The 18,566-nt window shown below is 74.3% G+C and carries 20 protein-coding genes; 8 read left to right on the top strand and 12 right to left on the bottom strand.

Going from position 1 to position 18,566, the window contains the following annotated elements; all coding sequences use genetic code 11:
- Positions 1-29 precede the first annotated feature (29 nt).
- Genes Q1A09_RS00860 through Q1A09_RS00845 form a run of 4 tightly spaced genes read right to left on the bottom strand, consistent with a single transcriptional unit; the run spans position 30 to position 3,053 of the window.
- Complete coding sequence (locus tag Q1A09_RS00860; protein ID WP_299950854.1) at positions 30-770, bottom strand: thymidine kinase; 741 nt, start codon at positions 768-770, stop codon at positions 30-32.
- A complete protein-coding gene (locus Q1A09_RS00855) occupies positions 767-2,143 on the bottom strand; it encodes an MFS transporter (RefSeq protein WP_299950852.1) in 1,377 nt (458 codons plus the stop codon). The genes Q1A09_RS00860 and Q1A09_RS00855 overlap by 4 nt, the downstream gene beginning before the upstream one ends.
- Positions 2,140-2,280 (bottom strand): hypothetical protein, encoded by a 141-nt coding sequence (locus Q1A09_RS00850; RefSeq protein WP_299950850.1) that lies wholly within the window; start codon positions 2,278-2,280, stop codon positions 2,140-2,142. Before Q1A09_RS00850 ends, Q1A09_RS00855 begins: the two co-directional genes overlap by 4 nt.
- Positions 2,277-3,053 (bottom strand): glycerophosphodiester phosphodiesterase, encoded by a 777-nt coding sequence (locus tag Q1A09_RS00845; RefSeq protein WP_299950848.1) that lies wholly within the window; start codon positions 3,051-3,053, stop codon positions 2,277-2,279. Before Q1A09_RS00845 ends, Q1A09_RS00850 begins: the two co-directional genes overlap by 4 nt.
- 207 nt (positions 3,054-3,260) lie before the next feature.
- Here Q1A09_RS00845 and Q1A09_RS00840 point away from each other — a divergent pair, with 207 nt between their 5' ends.
- Positions 3,261-3,569, top strand: coding sequence for a hypothetical protein (locus Q1A09_RS00840; protein WP_299950846.1), 309 nt, complete (start codon positions 3,261-3,263; stop codon positions 3,567-3,569).
- Between the two features lie 94 nt (positions 3,570-3,663).
- Here Q1A09_RS00840 and Q1A09_RS00835 read toward each other — a convergent pair whose 3' ends face one another.
- Positions 3,664-3,906 carry a hypothetical protein gene (locus Q1A09_RS00835; RefSeq protein ID WP_299950844.1) on the bottom strand — a complete coding sequence of 81 codons (243 nt, stop codon included), beginning with the start codon at positions 3,904-3,906 and terminating at the stop codon, positions 3,664-3,666.
- A gap of 595 nt (positions 3,907-4,501) precedes the next feature.
- Between Q1A09_RS00835 and Q1A09_RS00830 the strand changes: the two genes are divergently transcribed.
- Positions 4,502-4,963, top strand: coding sequence for a hypothetical protein (locus tag Q1A09_RS00830; protein WP_299950842.1), 462 nt, complete (start codon positions 4,502-4,504; stop codon positions 4,961-4,963).
- A gap of 109 nt (positions 4,964-5,072) precedes the next feature.
- Here the strand turns inward: Q1A09_RS00830 and Q1A09_RS00825 are convergent, their stop codons facing one another.
- On the bottom strand, positions 5,073-5,627 hold the full coding sequence (locus Q1A09_RS00825) for an isochorismatase family protein (RefSeq protein ID WP_299950840.1): 555 nt from the start codon (positions 5,625-5,627) through the stop codon (positions 5,073-5,075).
- A 607-nt stretch (positions 5,628-6,234) separates the two neighbouring features.
- On the opposite strand from Q1A09_RS00825, the gene Q1A09_RS00820 reads away from it, so the two are divergent.
- Complete coding sequence (locus tag Q1A09_RS00820; RefSeq protein ID WP_299950838.1) at positions 6,235-8,025, top strand: glycoside hydrolase family 15 protein; 1,791 nt, start codon at positions 6,235-6,237, stop codon at positions 8,023-8,025.
- 41 nt (positions 8,026-8,066) lie between these two features.
- On the opposite strand, the gene Q1A09_RS00815 is transcribed toward Q1A09_RS00820, so the two are convergent.
- Both Q1A09_RS00815 and Q1A09_RS00810 read right to left on the bottom strand, forming a co-directional pair.
- The gene (locus Q1A09_RS00815; protein WP_299950836.1) at positions 8,067-8,852 is read right to left on the bottom strand and encodes a hypothetical protein; all 786 of its coding nucleotides are present in this window, start codon (positions 8,850-8,852) and stop codon (positions 8,067-8,069) included.
- Positions 8,849-9,772: an ABC transporter ATP-binding protein gene (locus tag Q1A09_RS00810; protein ID WP_299950834.1), complete on the bottom strand. Its 924-nt coding sequence runs from the start codon at positions 9,770-9,772 to the stop codon at positions 8,849-8,851. The genes Q1A09_RS00815 and Q1A09_RS00810 overlap by 4 nt, the downstream gene beginning before the upstream one ends.
- A gap of 140 nt (positions 9,773-9,912) precedes the next feature.
- Between Q1A09_RS00810 and Q1A09_RS00805 the strand changes: the two genes are divergently transcribed.
- From Q1A09_RS00805 to Q1A09_RS00795, 3 genes are read left to right on the top strand one after another with little or no spacing between them, the layout of a single operon-like run.
- The gene (locus Q1A09_RS00805; RefSeq protein WP_299950832.1) at positions 9,913-11,253 is read left to right on the top strand and encodes a sensor histidine kinase; all 1,341 of its coding nucleotides are present in this window, start codon (positions 9,913-9,915) and stop codon (positions 11,251-11,253) included.
- Positions 11,250-11,921, top strand: coding sequence for a response regulator transcription factor (locus Q1A09_RS00800; protein WP_299950829.1), 672 nt, complete (start codon positions 11,250-11,252; stop codon positions 11,919-11,921). Before Q1A09_RS00805 ends, Q1A09_RS00800 begins: the two co-directional genes overlap by 4 nt.
- A complete protein-coding gene (locus Q1A09_RS00795) occupies positions 11,921-12,082 on the top strand; it encodes a hypothetical protein (protein WP_299950827.1) in 162 nt (53 codons plus the stop codon). Before Q1A09_RS00800 ends, Q1A09_RS00795 begins: the two co-directional genes overlap by 1 nt.
- Positions 12,083-12,092: 10 nt before the next feature.
- Here Q1A09_RS00795 and Q1A09_RS00790 read toward each other — a convergent pair whose 3' ends face one another.
- A complete protein-coding gene (locus Q1A09_RS00790; RefSeq protein WP_299950826.1) occupies positions 12,093-12,758 on the bottom strand; it encodes an antibiotic biosynthesis monooxygenase in 666 nt (221 codons plus the stop codon).
- A gap of 108 nt (positions 12,759-12,866) precedes the next feature.
- On the opposite strand from Q1A09_RS00790, the gene Q1A09_RS00785 reads away from it, so the two are divergent.
- The gene (locus Q1A09_RS00785; protein ID WP_299950824.1) at positions 12,867-13,589 is read left to right on the top strand and encodes a M50 family metallopeptidase; all 723 of its coding nucleotides are present in this window, start codon (positions 12,867-12,869) and stop codon (positions 13,587-13,589) included.
- Between the two features lie 92 nt (positions 13,590-13,681).
- Here the strand turns inward: Q1A09_RS00785 and Q1A09_RS00780 are convergent, their stop codons facing one another.
- Positions 13,682-16,054 carry a glycoside hydrolase family 65 protein gene (locus Q1A09_RS00780; protein WP_299950822.1) on the bottom strand — a complete coding sequence of 791 codons (2,373 nt, stop codon included), beginning with the start codon at positions 16,052-16,054 and terminating at the stop codon, positions 13,682-13,684.
- Positions 16,051-16,782, bottom strand: a complete 732-nt coding sequence (locus Q1A09_RS00775) for an HAD family phosphatase (protein ID WP_299950820.1) — start codon at positions 16,780-16,782, stop codon at positions 16,051-16,053. The genes Q1A09_RS00780 and Q1A09_RS00775 overlap by 4 nt, the downstream gene beginning before the upstream one ends.
- Before the next feature lie 331 nt (positions 16,783-17,113).
- Between Q1A09_RS00775 and Q1A09_RS00770 the strand changes: the two genes are divergently transcribed.
- Positions 17,114-17,653, top strand: coding sequence for a YbhB/YbcL family Raf kinase inhibitor-like protein (locus Q1A09_RS00770; protein WP_299950818.1), 540 nt, complete (start codon positions 17,114-17,116; stop codon positions 17,651-17,653).
- A gap of 81 nt (positions 17,654-17,734) precedes the next feature.
- Here the strand turns inward: Q1A09_RS00770 and Q1A09_RS00765 are convergent, their stop codons facing one another.
- On the bottom strand, positions 17,735-18,562 hold the full coding sequence (locus Q1A09_RS00765; protein ID WP_299950816.1) for a GNAT family N-acetyltransferase: 828 nt from the start codon (positions 18,560-18,562) through the stop codon (positions 17,735-17,737).
- Positions 18,563-18,566 lie beyond the last annotated feature (4 nt).

Here is an 18,566-nt window from a genome sequence, read left to right as displayed (position 1 = left end):
GCACCCCGGAAGGGTGAGCACACCCACGCTCAGCGCAGGGCCAGCTGCCCCGGCCCGGTCGGCGCCGGCCCGAGCTGGCCGCGGGTGTAGTGCCGCCGGCACAGCACCTGGTAGCGCACGGCCTCGCCGCCGTCCTCGGCGGTCACCGGGTCAGCCGGCGGCGCGGTGTCGGCGACCACGACGGTCGCCCCCTCGCGGACCATCTCCCCGCCGACCACCCGGGCGTTGAGGAGACCACGCAGCCCGCACCAGCAGAGCACCTCGACCTGCACCCGCTGCACGTCGTCGGCCAGCTCGAACAGCCGCTGGGTGCCCGGGAACAGCCGGGTGCGGAAGTCGGTGGTGAGACCGAAGGCGTAGACGTCCACGTGCGACTCGTCGACCAGCTCCGCCAGCTGCTCCACCTGCGCACCGGTCAGGAACTGCGCCTCGTCCACGATCAGGTAGTCGACCCGCTGCCCGGCCGCCCAGCGGTCCCGGACCAGCAGCCGGACGTCGGTGTCGCCGTCCAGCTCGAGGGCGTCACGGCGCAGCCCCACGCGGGAGCTGATCTGCGGGCTGCCCGAGCGGTCGCCCTGGGTCAGCAGCAGCCCGTGCCGGCCCTGCCGGCTCTGGTTGTGGTCGACCTGCAGCGCCAGCGTCGACTTGCCGCAGTCCATCGGACCGTGGAAGAAGACCAGGTGCGCCGGGGCGGGGTGCCGGCGCCGGTCACCGGCCGCCGGGACGACGACGGGCTGGCCCAGCGGGGAGAAGGCGGGGGAGAGGGTCACAGGCGCTCCGGCGGGGTGTTGCCGGCCGCCACGATGGCCTGGCGCATGTCCAGCTTGAGCAGCAGCCAGCCGCCCAGGACGAAGAACAGCACCAGGCTGAAGATGGCGTACCGGTAGGAGTCGGTCAGCTGGTAGGTGAGGGCGAAGAGGAAGGGGCCCAGCCAGCTGGTGCCCCGGTCGCTGATCTCGTAGAAGCCGAAGTACTCGGCCTCCTTGCCCGGCGGGATCAGCTGGCTGAACAGCGAGCGGGACAGCGCCTGGGTGCCGCCGAGGACGAAGCCGATGACCACGGCGAGCAGGTAGAACTGCACGGCGGCACCGGCCTGCACGAAGTAGGCGGCGACCAGCACGCCGACCCAGACGACCAGGCTGGCCAGCACGGTGCGCTTGGCGCCGACCACCGCGGCGACCCGGCCCAGCCCGATCGCCCCGACGAAGGCCACCACCTGGACCAGCAGGATCGTGGAGACCAGCGTGGTCTGGGACAGGTCCAGCTCCTCGGCGCCGTACTGCGCCGAGACGCCGATGATCGTCTGCACCCCGTCGTTGAACAGCAGGTAGGCGGCGAGGAACCACAGCGTGAGCCGGTAGTTGCGCAGGTCGCGCAGCGTGGCGGCGAGCTGGCGGAAGCCGCCGGTCAGCGCACCGGAGCCGGTCACCCCGACGACGGCGGACTCGCGTGGCCGCCGGTTGCGCAGCAGCGAGACGCTCACCAGGGTGAACCCGGCCCACCAGACCCCGGCCGAGGCCAGGCAGATCCGCACCGCCTCGCCCTCGGTGAGCCCGAGCGACTCGTACTGGGTGAACAGCACCAGGTTGCCGGCCAGCAGCAGCGCGCCGCCGAGGTAACCGAAGGCCCAGCCGCGGCTGGAGACGGCGTCCCGCTCGTCGGGGCCGGCCAGGTCGGGCAGCCACGAGTAGTAGACGACGGTGGCCGCACCGAAGGACAGGTTGGCGACGATGAACAGGCCGGCGCCCAGCAGGTACCGCTCGTCGGCGACGAAGAACAGGCCCATCGTGCACAGCGAGCCCAGCGCGGCGAAGGCGGCCAGCAGCTGCCGCTTGGCCCCGCTGCGGTCGGCGATGGCGCCGGTGAACGGCAGCACGAACACCTGCAGCAGCACCGACAGCGACAGCACGTACCCGAACCAGCTGCCCGGCGGGATGCTGATGCCCAGGGGGTGGATCCGCCCGGCGTCGTCGGCGGCGGCCTCGGCGATCGACGTCAGGTACGGGGCGAGGAAGACCGTGGTGACGGAGGTGTTGAACACCGACATCGCCCAGTCGTAGGAGTACCAGCCGGCCCGCTCGCGCCGCAGGGCGCGGTCGGGTGTCGGGGCAGCGGGCTGGTCGGCCTGCGGGACGGCGCTCACCGGCGCAGGGTGCCAGTCGCCGGGACGCCGGTCCAGCACCGGCACCGGACGACGTCCGCGCCGGTCAGCGGCCAGTCGGTCACCGGACGTCGTGCGGCGGCGATCCGGATGCCGGCCCGGTCGACCGACCCTGTCACGCCCCGGTCCACTCGCCCCTGGAGACGAGCAGGTCACGCAGCATGGCCGGCCGGTCGGTCATGACCCCGTCGACACCCAGGTCGAGCATCTCGGTGGCCTCCGCCTCGCTGTCGACGGTCCACACGTGCACCTGCAGGCTGCGGGCGTGCGCGGCGGCGATGAACCGCTCGTCCACCAGCGGCCGTCCACCCAGCGCGAGCGGCACCTGGGCGCAGCCGGCCTGGATGCGGACCAGGCCCGCAGCCCGCGGCGAGTAGGAGGACAGCCGCAGGGCGGCCACGCCCTTGGGACCCAGGGAGGTGCAGACCTCCGGCCCGAACAGCCGGCGCGCGGCCGCGATCCTGGCGTCGGAGAAGGATCCGAGGCAGATCCGGTCCTCGACCCCCAGCCGCCGGACGGTGCGGACCAGCGGCGCCAGCACGCCGGCGGCCTTGATGTCGAGGTTGAACCGGACGTCGGGCCAGGCCCCCAGCAGGTCCTCCAGCCGCATGATCGGCTCACGTCCACCGATCAGCGCCGTCCGAATCTCTCGCCACGGCAGGCTCTCCACCCGGCCGGTGCGGTCGGTGACCCGGTCCAGCGTCGGGTCGTGGAAGACGACCAGCTCACCGTCGTAACTGACCCGGACGTCGGTCTCGAGGTACCGGTAGCCGAGCGCGACGCAGGCCTCGAACGCCGGCTGGGTGTTCTCCAGGTGCTCGATCGCGCCACCACGGTGGGCCATCGCCACGGGCGTCGGGCCGTCGAGGAAGGCGTAACGGGACCCCGGCACACCACCACGCTAGTGCGGCGCCCAGCGGGCCCGGCGGAGGGTGCCCCAGGGGCCCCCAGCCCGGGCGCTGGCGTGTCCGGCCCGGGACTGTCGGAGGTGACGTCTACCGTCGCTGGCGTGGCGGGAGAGCACGGTGCCCACGCCCGTCCGGCGTCCCGGACCCGGCGTGCGGCGGGCGAGGAGCGGCGGTGCGGGTGGTGCCGCAACGTGCTGCCTGCCCAGGAGTCGGTGGGTCGGCCGCGGCTGTACTGCGGCCAGGCGTGCCGGCAGCGGGCCTACGAGCAGCGGTCGGCGACGGCCAAGGCCGGGCTGTCGGACGACGTCGTCCTGGTGACGCGCGCAGAGCTCGACGGCCTGCAGGACCGGCTCTACCAGCTGCGCTGCGCCATCGAGGACGTGCAGACCCTGCTCACCGAGAAGCCGACCAAGGCCGAGCTCGAGCGCTCCCTGGAGGACCTGATCCGGTCGACCGGCCGGCTCGACCGGCTGTGGCTGAACGGCAGGTCGGCCGGCTGACCCGGCGCACCCCTCGATTTGCGTCACAGTGACGCAAATCACCTGGTGTGGGAGAGTCGCTGGGGGAGCGGTGTCGCTCCCCTCGCGACACCGCTCAGTTGTCGGTCCCCGAGTCCTCGTCGCGCTCGGAGTCCTCATCGCTGTCGGAGTTGTCGGGCAGGTTGCCCTGCGAGGCGCCACCCGGGTCGTCTCCGCCGCTGTTGCCGCTGTCGGTGTCGGTGGTCCCGTCGTTCCTGTCCTCGCCGCCACCGGCCGCGCTGCACGCAGTCAGCGTCGCCGGTCCGCCGGCCAGGGTGAGTGCGATGAGCAGGGCGGTCACCGGGCGTCGGATGTTCATGCCACGACCCTATGAAGGGATCGGCGCGGCCGCCCGTCGAGACAGGCCCTTGGCCGGTGGTTTCGTCAGCGTGACGTATTCACCCCAGTGGACGTGGAGCGGGGGGCGAGGTCAGCGGGCCGGCCAGGGCCGCCGAAGGCCGGTGGCACGGGGTGAGCCCGAGGGGCAGGTCACGAGGGTCAAGATCAACTTGTGGGGGAGACGACCCGATCATCCCCGGGTCCAGTCGGCCGCCGGTCCAGGGGCCGGTGGTGACCGTCCGGCACAGTGGGCGGCTCGCCACCAGTACCAGCCCGACACCCACAGATTGGCATGGCGCGACGCAGCGCCGTCGTCGAGTCAGGCGACCGCCGGGCGGCGCGGACCCGAGTCGTCGTCAAGTCGTCCGCGCAGCACGGGAACCAGGCGATCCACCGGGTCGGCACGGCGTCCGACCAGGCGGCGGACCCCCTTCTGGCCGGCTGCCTTGCGCGCCGATAATCGACATTATGTCAAGTAGTGGCGATCGGAGCACTGGCTCACCGATCTCCCACCGGCCCCGTCTCCGCTGACGTACGCACACCGCGACGCAACACCCGTCCCGGTCGACGTTGCGATGCGACGCCTCGCCGTCCGGCGCCGCTACCTTGCGCGCATGCAACGGCGCACGCGACTCATCGCACTCATGGCACTCATCGCGGGCTGTTCCGTGAGCGCCTGTTCCGGTGGCGACGAGACTGCCGCCAGCGCACCCGTGGACGAGGCCATGGACATCGCCGGCGACGCGCTCACGGAGTCGGGCGCGACGCTCCTGGGCGCGGTGGGTGGCGACAGCCGGACGGAGTCCACCGCGTCGACGACCCTGCCGGCGGGCGGCACCCTGATCACGTTCGCCGCCTGCACCGGTGGCGGGACCATCGAGCTGGACCTGGGCGACATCACCGAGGTGCTCGACTGCGACGGCCAGGCCCACCAGCTCGACGACCTGGTCGTACCGGAGCACGGCAGGCCGGTCTTCGGCGTGACCGAACCCGCCGACGTGGCCTCGACCTGGGGCATCGCCTTCGCCGAGCGCTGACCGGCCTGCTCCCCTGCGCCGGCTCGACTCCCCTGCCGGAGAGCAGCCTCGCGCGTGGGCACGGGCCACCCGCACCGGCACTGGGCCCTGACGGCGTCGGGAGGCGCCCTCAGCCGCTGAAGGTGACCGCTTCGGCGTCGACGACGGCCGCGGTGCGACCGGGAGCCGCCTGGAACTGCCAGTACAGGTTGGTGTGCGCGATGACCTGCTCGGCCGGCGGCGCACCCCAGGCGCTCTTGTCCCCCGCCGTGTGCGCGTCGCCGACCAGCGTCACGTCGTAGCCGCGGGTGAACGCCCCGTGGATGGTCGACCTGATGCAGGCATCGGACTCGGCGCCGGCCACGACCAGCCGGCCGACGCCGGCAGCGGCGAGCACGCTCTCCAGGTCGGTGCCCTCGAAGGAGTCGCCGAAGGACTTGTGCACCAGCGGCTCGGACTCCGCGCGGACCAGTTCGGGCACGTACTGCCAGTCGTCACTCCCCCGCAGCAGCTCGTCGTCGGAGTGCTGCACCCAGACCACCGGCACGCCCTCGCCGCGCGCCCGGTCGACCAGCGAGCTGATGCTGCCGACCACCTGGTCGCGCCGGGGCGCCTCGGCCACCACGCCCTGCTGGACGTCGATGACGACCAGGGCGGTGTTCGGTCGATCGGGCAGCGTGGTCATGACGGTCTCCCCTGCTGGTCGGCGACTGGTGCGACAGCGCGCACGCTAGACGCAGCCACCGACACGATCGGCCGGCCCTTGCCCACGAACGGTCCAGATGCGGGACGGCGCGCACGTCGAGGTCGTCGATCCCGGCGAGGTCGTCCGGGTTGCAGGTGCAGAGCGGCACACCCTCCGCCGGAGCGGCCGCAGCGATCAGTGCGTCGTAGGCGCGGGCGGCCGGCTTCCGGCCGGCGCTCCCGCAGCGAGGCAGCCTGCTGGAGGTGAGCCTGACGGGCCACCCGTTCCCTCGTCGTCTGGGCGACGTGTGGGCCCACTGACAGCTCGGCCAGCGTCACCGCGCTGATCACCGCCTCATCCGGCAGCGACGTCGCGTCGGGCAGCCGGACCGTGCGGCTGGCACCGGCGCCGGTGGGCGGTGCGGCGCTGCGGGCCGCGGGTGCGGGCGCCCCCGAGCACTGGTAGTCAGAGAGGGCACGCCCGCCAGCCCTGCCTGCCGGGCTCCTCCCCGTCGTGCCGAGCGGCCACCCGTGGTGCCCGCCGGGCAGCAGGCGCCGGGACGACGAGGCACCGACTCCGCGCCATCCCCGACCGAGAGGACCTGCCCATGCCCAGCCGGATCGAGGACTACGGACTGATCGGGGACCTGCAGACCGCTGCGCTGGTCGGCAAGGACGGCTCGATCGACTGGCTGTGCCTGCCGTCCTTCGACTCCGCCGCCTGCTTCGCCGCGCTGCTCGGCGACGAGCGGAACGGCCGGTGGCAGCTGGCCCCGGCCACCGGCGGTCCGTGCACCCGCCGGCAGTACCGGGGTGACTCGCTGGTGCTGGAGACCGAGTGGGAGACCCCGACCGGGACGGTGCGGGTCATCGACCTCATGCCGCCCCGGGGCGACAGCGCCGACGTCGTCCGGATCGTGCAGGGCGTGTCCGGCCGGGTGGCGATGCGGATGGACCTGGTGCTCCGCTTCGACTACGGCCACCTGGTGCCGTGGGTGCGGTCGGTGGACGGCGACCTGGTCGCCGTCGCGGGCCCGGACGCCGTCTCGCTGGTCACCCCGGTGGAGCTGCACGGGCAGGACCACACCACCGCCGCGGAGTTCGAGGTCGCCGCCGGTGACCGGGTGCCGTTCGTGCTCACCCACCACGCCTCGCACCTGCCGCAGCCCGGGCCGGTGGACGCCGAGGAGGCGCTGGCCGGCACCGAGGCGTTCTGGGCCGAGTGGATCGGGCACTGCAGCTACGACGGCGAGTGGGCCCCAGCGGTGCGCCGTTCGCTGATCACCCTCAAGGCGCTCACCTACCGGCCCACCGGCGGGATCGTCGCCGCCGCGACCACCTCGCTGCCGGAGGAGCTGGGCGGCAGCCGGAACTGGGACTACCGGTACTGCTGGCTGCGCGACGCCGCCTTCACCCTGCAGGCGCTGCTCGGCACCGGCTACCTGGAGGAGGCCCGGGCCTGGCGCGAGTGGCTGCTGCGCGCCGTCGCCGGCGACCCGGCCGACCTGCGGATCATGTACGCCCTGGACGGCTCGCGGCGGATCCCAGAGTACGAGCTGCCGTGGCTGCCCGGCTACGAGGGCTCGGCCCCGGTGCGGGTGGGCAACGCCGCCGCCGGGCAGTTCCAGCTCGACGTCTGGGGCGAGCTGCTCGACGGCCTGCACCTGGCCCGGGAGTCCGGCCTCTCCCCCACCGCGGACGCCTGGGCGGTGCAGAAGGAACTGCTGGCGTTCCTGGAGGGCGTCTGGGACACCCCGGACAGCAGCTTGTGGGAGGTCCGCGGCGAGCCCCGGCACTTCGTGCACTCCAAGGTGTTGGCCTGGGCCGGGGTGAACGGCGCGATCGAGGCGGTGGAGCGGCACGGCCTGGACGGGCCGGTCGACCGGTGGCGCGAGCTGCGCCAGCGCATCCACGACGACGTCTGCGCCCGCGGCTACGACGCCGAACGGCGCACCTTCACCCAGTTCTACGGCTCGGAGGGCCTGGACGCCGCGCTGCTGCTGATCCCCCAGGTGGGCTTCCTGCCCTGGGACGACGAGCGGGTGGTGGGCACCGTGGAGGCGGTGCGGCGCGAGCTGACCTCCGACGGCTTCCTGCTCAGGTACCACACCCACGCCGACGGCCGGGTCGACGGGCTGCCCGGTGAGGAGGCGCCGTTCCTGCTGTGCAGCTTCTGGCTCGCCGACGCGCTCAACGGCATCGGCCGCGCCGCCGAGGCCCGGGAGCTGTTCGAGCGGCTGCTGGGCTGCGCGAACGACCTGGGGCTGATGAGCGAGGAGTACGACCCGCGCACCGGCCGGCACCTGGGCAACACCCCGCAGGCGTTCAGCCACGTCGGCCTGGTCAACACCGCCCGACACCTCAGCGGCAGGGCGCGGATGCCCGGCGAGCACGCCTGAGCCGGTCGGCGGCGGGACTCCCCCGCCGCCGACCGGGAGGGTCAGGCGATCTCGGTGCGGGTGATCCGCGCCCAGCCCAGGGCCATCGGCAGGACCACCCACAGCAGGACGGAGGTGCCGACCCCGGGCCATCCGTCGGACGCCAGCTCGCCGGCGGTCATCGGCGCGGTGGTGACGGTGAGGTCCAGCCAGTCGCTGACCCAGCTCAGTGCCGACACCAGGTTCGACACGAGGGTGAAGACCGTCGGCAGCACGAAGTACAGGACGATGGCCAGCGGCGAGCTGAGCAGCAGCATGCCGAGCGCCACGCCGGACAGCACGTACGCCACGTGAACGAGGAGCGGCTGCCCCAGCTGTGCGCCGGTGAGGCCCCAGTCGCCCGACGCGTTCCCGACCACCGGGGACAGCGCCGTCGTGAGTGCGGCGACCAGCGCCGCGGCGAGCACGCCCAGGACGGCGAGCACGGTCGCGGCCAGCACCTTGGCGGTGAGCACCCGGGAGCGCCGGGGCACCAGGGTGAACGTCGGCCCGGCGGTGCGCTGCGACCACTCGCTGGTGACCAGCAGGATGCCGAGGACCGGGAGCAGGACGCCGATGGGCAGCTGGGTGAGGGCGAACTGGTCGGCGAAGGCGTCCGGGCCGTTCCCGACGAAGAGCGCGATGGCGCCGACGCCGAGCAGTGCCAGGCCGATGACGATCAGCAGCCAGCGGCCGGCCCGGGTGTCGGTGGACTTGCGCAGCTCGACCCGGGTCAGGGTGAGCATGGACGGTGCGCTCGGCGCTGCGCCGGTGCGGGGACGGTCGGCGTCCAGGGTCGCGGTGCTCATGCCAGCACCTCCTGCACCTGCTGGCCCTCGCCGGAGCCAGAGCCCGAGCCGGTGAGCTTGCGGAAGAGGTCCTCCAGCCCTGCTCCCCCGGCCGGCCGCAACTCGGTGAGGACGACGCCGGCCGCCGCCACCGCCTGGCCGACGGCCAGGGCCTCGGCGTCGGCCACCAGGGCGTCCTCCGGGCCAGGTGAGACGGCGATGCCGGCCACCTCGAGCGCCTTGGCCAGCAGGGCCCGGTCCGGGCCGCGCACCACCGTGCCCCCGGTGCCGGCCAGCAGTTCGGACTTGCTGCCCTGGGCCACGATCCGCCCGCCGGCGATGACCACCAGCTGGTCGGCGACCGCCTCCACCTCGTGCAGCAGGTGCGAGGAGAGCAGCACCGTGCCGCCGCGGTCGGCGAAGCCGCGCAGCAGGCTCCGCATCCAGAAGATGCCCTCGGGATCCAGCCCGTTGGCCGGCTCGTCGAGCACCAGCACCTGCGGGTCGCCCAGCAGCGCCGTGGCCAGGCCGAGCCGCTGGCGCATGCCGAGGGAGTAGTTGCCCAGCCGCTTGCCCGCCGGGCGGCCGGCCAGGCCCACCAGGCGGAGCACCTCCTCGACCCGCTCCCGGCCGACACCCAGGACCATCGCCGACAGGGTCAGCACCTCCCGCCCGGTGCGGCCGGCGTGCTGGGCGCCGGCGTCGAGCAGGACGCCGACCTGGCGGCCGGCGTTGGGCAGCTCCCGGTAGTGCTTGCCGGCGATCGTGGCCGTGCCGCTGGTCGGGGCGGCCAGCCCGACCAGCGCCCGCATCGTGGTCGACTTCCCCGCGCCGTTCGGGCCCAGGAAGCCGGTGACCGTGCCCGGTCGGCAGGTGAACGAGACGTCGGAGACGGCGACCTGTGCGCCGTACCTCTTCGTCAGGTGCTCGATCGTGATCATGGCCACCACCCTCCTCCTCTCCCCGGGGTGCCGCATCCGTCTTCGGTCGGTGATCCGGCCGCCGGCCCGGCCGCCGGGGGCGTGCGACCACCGACTTCGGTCGGTTCCGGTGGCCGACCGGCGTCCGTAGCCTCATCGGGGTGAGCGTCGCCATCAGACCCGGGCAGGACGCCGGCCGACCGCGGCCGGACGCCGGCACCGGCGTGGAGCACCCGTCCCTGGTGCCGGCCCAGCTGCTCGGGCACCCCGGGATGCCCGGACGCGGACCGCGGGCCACCACCGCGGATCCTGGCCGGCGGCGGTTCCGCCGATCGCTGCGTGACTGGGCCGTCGACCTGGCCTGCTTCCTGCTCGCCGTCGCCGGTGGCCTGGTGTTCGTCGGGGTCGGGATGGACGACCCGTCCCCGCCGTCGGCCCTGCTGCTGCTCGCCGACCTCACCGCCGGGTCCGTGGGCTGTCTGCTGCTCTGGTGGCGGCGCCGGTGGCCGGTGACGATCGCGGTGCTGCTGACCGGCATCGGCTGTTTCTCCGACATGAGCGGCGTGGCGGTGCTGATCGCGCTGTTCACCGTGGCGGTGCACCGGCGGCTGCCCACGGTGCTCGCCGTGGCCGCCGTCCAGCTGGCCGGCTTCGCGGCGTACTCCGTGCTGCGCCCGGTACCCGACGCGTCGGTGCCGGTGGTGGCCGGCTTCGGGCTGGTGCTCACCGCGGCCGTCGTCGCGTGGGGCATGTTCGTCCGGGCCCGCCGCCAGCTGGTGCTCTCGCTCCAGGAGCGCGCGGTGCGCGCCGAGGAGGAGCAGCAGCTGCGGGTCGAGCAGGCCCGCGACACCGAGCGCACCCGGATCGCCCGGGAGATGCACGACGTGCTCGCCCACCGCCTCTCGCTGCTGAGCATGCACGCCGGCGCGCTGGAGTTCCGCCCCGACGCCTCCCCGGCCGAGGTCGCCCAGGCCGCCGGCGTCGTGCGGGCCAGCGCCCGACAGGCGCTGGAGGACCTGCGGGAGGTGATCGGCGTCCTGCGCAGCGGCGGGGAGGGTCACGGCGGGGACGGCGATCCCGGCACCCGGCCGCAGCCGACGCTGGCCGACGTGCCGGCCCTGGTCGAGGAGAGCCGCTGCGCCGGGGTGCGGGTGCGGGCTGAGTACCGGGTGCCCGAGCTCGCCGCCGTCCCCAGCGGGGTCGGCCGCAGCGCCTACCGGGTCGTGCAGGAGGGGTTGACCAACGTGCGCAAGCACGCGCCCGGCACCGTGGCGACCGTGCTCCTCGAGGGCGGCCCGGGCGCCGGCCTGACCGTGGAGGTGCGCAACCCCGCGCCCACCGGCGGGGAGTACGCCGCTCCGCTGCCCGGCGGCGGCACCGGCCTGGTCGGCCTGCTGGAGCGGGTCGGCCTGGCCGGCGGGCACCTGGCGCACGGCTGGACCCCCGACGGCGAGTTCCGGCTGCGGGCCGAGCTGCCCTGGCCCGCCGGGCACCAGGCGTGACCGCCCCGGTCCGGGTGCTCGTGGTGGACGACGACCCGCTGGTCCGCGCGGCCCTGGCGATGGTGCTCGGCGGTGCCGACGACCTGGTGCTGGTCGGTGAGGCGGCCGACGGCGCCGAGGTCCCGGCCGCGGTCGCGCGCACCGGTCCCGACGTCGTCCTGATGGACATCCGGATGCCGCGCACCGACGGGCTCACCGCGACCGAGCAGCTGACGCAGCAGCGGGACGCGCCGGAGGTGATCGTGCTGACCACCTTCGACGCCGACGACCAGGTGCTGCGTGCCCTGCGGGCCGGGGCCAGCGGCTTCCTGCTCAAGGACACCCCGCCGGCCACGATCGTCGACGCCGTCCGCCGGGTCGCCGCCGGCGAGCCGATGCTCTCCCCCACCGTCACCCGCCGGCTGATGGCGCACGTGGCCACCGCCGAGCCGGCCGCCTCGGGTCCCGACCGCCGGACCCTGGCCCGGGCGCGGCTGGACCTGCTCAGCGACCGTGAGCGGGAGGTCGCCCTCGCCATCGGCCGCGGCCTGTCCAACGCCCAGATCGGCAGCGAGCTGTACCTCAGCGTCGCCACCGTCAAGGCGCACGTCTCCCGGCTGCTGGTGAAGCTGGAGCTGACCAACCGGGTGCAGATCGCGCTGCTCACCCACGATGCGGACCTGGTCTGATGCCCGGCACCGAGCTGAGCGCCGCCGGCGGCAGCGGCACCTTCGGCTGGTTCTACGCGCTGGTCCCCGACCCGTTCTGGCAGGCGGTCGTCGCCGTCGGCCTGGGCGTCCTCGTGTTCGTCGTCGGCACCTGGTGGCACCGGCGGTCCGGGGGCGAGTGACGCCCGGGCCTCAGCGGTCGCGCCGGTTCGGCCCCGTCCGGAGGCTCGGCCCGCGCGTGCGAGGGGTGCGGGGGACGGGGTCCTTCCGGAGCCACCACTCCAGCCGCCGGGTCACCCACGGCAGCAGCAGGTAGGTCATCACCGGGGTGAGCGTCAGCGTCATCGCCGCGACCCGCAGGACGACGTGCACGTCGGCCAGCAGCGCGCCCAGGGTGACCGTGGCCAGCAGGTTCAGCGGGAAGAAGACCAGCCAGATCGTCACCGCCTGCTTCCACCGCGGCGGCGCGGCAGGTGCGGTCACCGCCGGCAGCTCGGTGGCGGCGTCCACCGGCGGGTCGAACCAGCCCTCGATCCCGGAGCGCCGCTCGGTGCGGGTCATCTCGGCCAGACCCTGGGCGGAGCCGAGCCACCAGCGCCGCTGCGGGCTGGCCTCCCAGGCGGCCAGGCTGGCCGGGGAGTCGAAGCGGCACAGCATGTGCCACTCGTCGGCGTCGTGGCGTGGGCGGACCCAGCCACCGCCGAGGAACCCGGGGAAGTCCTCGGCCATCGTCAGTCCCGCCTGGATCCAGGCGGTCATCTCCACCGCGTGGGCCGGGTCGGCCCGCCGGGTGAACGAGACGGTCACCGGCAGCTGCGGGGTCTCCGCGCGCGCCGGTGCCGGGGCAGTGCTCTCCATGCCACCAGGATGGCTGCCCCGGATGACGGCGGGATGTCGGGTCCCTCACCACCGGCCCCGCGGCGTGGCGCTGGGCCGGTGCACAGCTGCGGTGGTCACGATCAGCGGATGGACGCCGTCAGCTCCTTCTGGGACCAGGTCACCGCGTCCTCTCCCCCGCTCCCGGGCGGGCTGCTCGCCCTCACCGCGGCGCTGGCCGCCGTCCTGGTGTCCTCACGGGCGCTGTGGTCGCGGGCCCGGCACTCGGTGACCATCGCCCACGAGGGCGCGCACGGCCTGGCCGCCCTGGCCACCGGACGGCGGCTGGCCGGCATCCGGCTGCACTCGGACACCTCCGGCGTCACCGTCTCGGCCGGGCGGCCGACCGGGCCCGGCATGGTGCTGACCGCGGCCGCGGGCTACACCGGGCCGGGGCTGTTCGGGCTGGGCGCCGCGGCGCTGCTGGCGGCCGGGCACGCCATCGGCCTGCTGTGGGCCCTGCTGCTGTTGCTCGCCCTGCTGCTGGTGCAGATCCGCAACTGGTACGGCCTGTGGTCGGTGCTGGTCACCGGCGCCCTGGTCTTCGCCGCCACCTGGTGGCTGCCGGCCACCGGCCAGGCGGTGTTCGCGCACGTCGTCACCTGGTTCCTGCTGCTGGCCGCGCCGAAGACGGTGCTGGAGCTGCAGGCCAAGCGCCGGTCGGGCTCGGCCCGGGACTCCGACGCCGACCAGCTGGCCCGCCTCACCGACCTGCCGGGCCTGGCCTGGGTGGGCGTCTTCCTGCTGGTCGACGTGGGCGCCCTCGCCCTCGGCGCCTGGTGGCTCCTCCGCGCCTCCGCCGTCCTCCCCTGACCCCGGTCCCCGATACCGAGCGGCGCCCTACCGGCCCCCTCGCAGGGCCCCGCCCTGAGCCTGCGAAGGGTGGGGGGCGAGGGGGTCCTTCTTCAGTCGCTGGTGGGGCGGTGGCGGCGCCGGGGTGCCGCGTGCGGTGGCTGGTGCACCGGGGCGACCTCGGGCGCCGGCGGGACCTCCAGCTCGGTGCCCTCGGCGGTGACCAGGAACGGCTTGCCGTGGTGGGCGATCTCCAGCGGCTCGTCGCCGTGCACCAGCCGGTAGGTGGCCTTCTCCGGGGTGATGGTGACCGAGACGCAGCGCCCCTGGAACGCCACCCGGAACCGCAGCCGGGTCAGCCGTGGCGGCAGCCGGGGGGCGAAGGTCAGCCGGCCGCCGTGGTCGCGCATCCCCCCGAAGCCCCCGACGGCGACCATCCAGCCGCCGGCCAGCGAGGCGATGTGCAGCCCGTGGCCGCTGTTGCCGTGCAGGTTCTGCAGGTCGGTCAGCGCCGCCTCGCCCCAGTAGTCGTAGGCCAGCGACAGGTGGCCGGTCTCCGCGGCGATCACCGCCTGCACCGCCGCCGACAGCGAGGAGTCCCGCACCGTGCGCGCCTCGTAGTAGGCGAAGTCGGCGATCTTCTCCTCGAGGGTGAACGCGTCCCCGCGCAGGTGCAGGGCCATGACCAGGTCGGCCTGCTTCACGACCTGCTTCCGGTAGATGTCGAAGTAGGGGAAGTTCAGCAGCAGCGGGTACTGGTCGGGCCGGGTGCCCTCGAAGTCCCACTCCTGGTGGTGGGTGAACCCCTCGGACTGCTCGTGCACCCCGAGCTCGGCGTTGAACGGCACCCGCATCGCGTCCGCGGCCCGGGTCCAGAGGTCGACCTCGTCCTCCCCCACCTGCAGCCGTGCGGCGGTGTCGGGCTGCCGGCCGACGGCGGCGACGGCCTCGCGCAGGTTCCGCTGCGCCATCAGGTTCGTGTAGACGTTGTTGTCCACCACGGCGGTGTACTCGTCCGGGCCGGTCACCCCGTCGATCCGGAAGCCCCGGCCGTCGTCGAAGTGGCCCAGCGAGGCCCACAGCCGGGCGGTCTCCACCAGCAGCTCGGTGCCGTAGTCGCGGTCGAAGACGTCGTCCTGGGTGGCCGCGGTGTACCGGGCGACGGCATCGGCGATGTCGGCGTTGATGTGGAACGCCGCCGTCCCGGCCGGCCAGTAGCCCGACGTCTCCTCCCCGCGGATGGTCCGCCAGGGGAACGCCGCGCCGTCGTGGCCCAGCTGCCGGGCGCGCTCGCGGGCGGCGTCCAGGATCGAGTGCCGCCACAGCAGGGCGTCCCGGACGGCGCCGGGGGCGGTGTAGGTGAGCACCGGCAGCACGTAGGTCTCGGTGTCCCAGAAGGTGTGCCCGTCGTACCCGTCGCCGGTGAGCCCCTTGGCCGGGATCGGTTGCCGCTCGGCGCGCAGCCCCGCCTGCAGCACGTGGAACATCCCGACCCGCACCGCCTGCTGCAGCTCGTCGTCGCCCTCGATCTCGACGTCGGCCTCGTCCCAGTGCCGGTCCAGCAGCTCGCGCTGCTCGCGCACCAGCCGCTCCCAGCCGGCCAGCTTGGCGGTGGCCAGCGCCCCCTCCACCTGGTCCCGGACGGCGGCGGCGGACCGGCGACTGGACCAGCCGTAGGCCAGGTACTTGACCAGCCGCAGCTTCGAGCCGGCCGGCAGCCGGGCGGCGAGGGTGTAACGGGCCAGGTCCGGTGAGGACTCCAACTCCTCGGTGGCCGAGTCGGGGATGTCCACCTCGTGGTCCATGCCCGCGGCCATCCGCAGCCGGCTGCGCCGGGTCCGGTGCACCAGGACGGCGTGCCGGCCACGGCCCACGTGCAGCTCGGACTCCAGCGGCCGGGTCATCGCCGCCGCGGCGCGCGGATCGTCGGACTCGGTGGTGGTGACCCGCTCGTTGGCCAGCAGGTCCGACTGCAGGGCGATGTAGAGGTCGCCCTGGTCGTCGGTGCACTCGACCTCGTACTCGATCGCGGCGATCGACCGCCGGGTCAGCGACACCAGCCGGGTGCTGGTCACCCGCACCTGGCGGCCGCTGGGCCCGCGCCACTCGGTCACCCGGCGGAGCACCCCGTTGCGCAGGTCCAGCGTGCGCCGGTGCTCCACCACGTCGCCGTACTGCAGGTCCAGCGGGGTGTCCCCGACCAGCAGCCGGATGAGCTTGCCGTCGGTCACGTTGACGACGGTCTGCCCCTGCTCGGGGAAGCCGTAGCCGGCCTCGGCGTAGGGCAGCGGCCGCTCCTCGAAGAAGCCGTTGAGGTACGTGCCCGGGACGACGATCGGCTCCCCCTCGTCGAGGCTGCCACGCATCCCGATGTGCCCGTTGGCCAGCGCGAACACCGACTCGTTCACGCCGAGCGAGGCGAGGTCCAGGCCGACCTCGGTGAGCGACCAGGGCTCGACGACGAAGTGCGCGCGCCCCTCCGTCACAGCGTGCCCCCCAGCAGCTCGTCGAGGTCGGTCACCACGACGTCGGCGCCCTGCTCGCGCAGCCCGTCGGCCTGCCCGACCCGGTCGACGCCGACGACGAAGCCGAACTCCCCGGCCCGGCCGGCGGCCACACCGGAGAGGGCGTCCTCGAACACCGCTGCCTGGGCCGGCTCGACACCCAGGGCGCGGGCCGCGGCGAGGAAGGTGTCCGGGGCCGGCTTGCCGCGCAGGCCCTGCTCGGCAGCGACGACGCCGTCCACCCGGGTGTCGATCAGGTCGGCGAAGCCGGCGACGGCGATGACGTTCTCGCCGTTGGCCGACGCGGTCACCACGGCGGTGGCCAGCCCGGCGTCCCGCGCCGCGCGCAGGTACCGCATCGAGCCCTCGTAGACCTGCACCCCGTGCTCGTCGAGCTCGGCCAGGACCAGCTGGTTCTTCCGGGTGGCGACGCCGGAGACGGTGGCGGCGTCGGCCGGGTCGCCATCGCTGCCCTCGGGCAGGGTGATCCCGCGGCTGGCCAGGAAGTCGCGGACGCCGTCCTTGCGGGGCTTGCCGTCGACGTAGCGGTTGTAGTCGTCGCCGCTGAACCCGGCCGCCGACGGGTCCCGGCCCAGGAGGAACTCGTCGAAGGTGCGTCTCCAGGCGGCCTGGTGCACCTTCGCCGTCTGGGTCAGGACCCCGTCGAGGTCGAACAAGCAGGCCCGGATGTCTTCGGGGAGTCCCAGCACCCCCGACACGCTACGGCGAGACCAGGTCGCCGACCCGTCGAGCCCCCACCCGCCACCGAGACCCCACCGGACGGATCGAGGCCGTCCGCTCCCCCGCTCGCTGCGGCTCTTTCCGCGTGGGCCCGTCCAGGTGCCACCGTGAGTCGGGGACGGCGGATGGGCTGATCGTGACGTTGTTGGGGATAACGGTCGAACCAACGGTCGGACGGGCGATCGGTGGGCGGTGACCGGGCGCGGCACGGCACGGCTGCCTAGGGTCGGGACCAGGCACGGCTCCCCGCCGCCAGCTGGCCTCCGGGCCAGGCCCCCGATCCCCGAGGAGGACCCCGGCATGGCCGGTCGACCGACCCCGCCCGACCCGTACGACTTCCTCCCGCAGGTCCCGAGCTTCACGGTGACCAGCACGGACATCAGCCACGGCGACCGCCTCCCCGCACCGCACGCCAGCGGCAGGATGGGCGTCCCCGGTGGCGAGGACCTCTCCCCGCAGCTGTCCTGGTCGGGCTTCCCCGCCGAGACCCAGGGCTTCGCGGTCACCGTCTACGACCCGGACGCCCCCACCGCCAGCGGCTTCTGGCACTGGGCGGTGGCCGGCATCCCCGCCACGGTGACCGACCTGCCCCGGGGCGCCGCCGACGGTGGTCTGCCGCAGGGCGCGGTGCAGCTGCGCAACGACGCCGGGTTCGCCGGCTTCGTCGGTGCCGCTCCCCCGGCCGGGCACGGCACGCACCACTACTACGTGGTGGTGCACGCCCTGGACACCGCCGACCTCGGCATCCCCGCCGAGGCGACCCCGGCCTACCTGGGGTTCAACCTCTTCAGCCACACCCTGGCCCGCGCCACGATCGTGGCCACGTTCGACGTCGAGTGAGCCCTCCGGCCGGGGTGCGCGACCGCCCCGGCCGGGCCGGCCCCGCCGCCGACCGGCGTCGTCCCGGCCGGTTCAGCCGGTTCAGCCGGTGGGGCGCTCGGCGACGCAGCTGGTGGCGATCCGGGCGAAGCCGGCCCGCTCGTACACCCGGGCGACGTCGTCGTCCCCGGCGGAGAGGAAGACCAGGTCCGCGGTCTGCTGGGCGTGCTCGACCAGCGCGGAGGTGAGCCCCGCGCCGAGCCCACGCCCCCGGAAGCGCGGCAGGGTGACCACGCCGACCACCTCGCTGACCTCGGTGCCGTCGACGTCCACCGGCTGGTGCGACCCGATCGCCACCGGCTGGCCCTCGTCGACGGCGACCATCATGACCGTGCGCCCCGACGCCACCCGCTCCCGCAGCACCTCCGTCGGCGGCACCTCCGCCGGGCCCGGGTCGTCCTGCGCGACGTCCGGAACGCCCTGACCGGACTCGGCAGCCGGCGCGGGGGTGCCGGCGAACGCCATCGCGATCAGCCGCTGGTAGAGGCCCAGCCGGGGGTCGTCGGCGCCGACCAGGAACAACCGCACCTCGCTGGGCAGCAGCAGCGACACCGGGTCGGCGGCCACCAGCAGCGGCAGCTCCTCGACCCGGAGGCCGGCCGCCCGCGCCACGGTGGCGAGACCGCGGCAGCGGTCGCCCAGCCACTCCAGCGACGCCGGCAGCCCGGACCGCTCCTGCAGCTCCACGGCCGCCCGCACGTCGGCCTCGGTGACCTCGGCCTCCTGGCCCGGGCGCGGCCGGGCCGGGTAGGGCCACTCCGGCGACCCGATCGGCACCTGGAGCGCACCGACGGCGTGCACCTGGGCGTCCGACAGCGGCGCGAGCGCGAAGTAGCGCTCGATCCGGTCCAGCAAGCCGGTCGACGACACGCCC

Origin of the sequence: uncultured Modestobacter sp., assembly GCF_947486615.1 — a bacterium.
Classification (GTDB): Bacteria; Actinomycetota; Actinomycetes; order Mycobacteriales; family Geodermatophilaceae; genus Modestobacter.
Note: the sequence above shows the minus strand (reverse complement) of the source record. Positions and strands in the feature narration are given on the sequence as shown.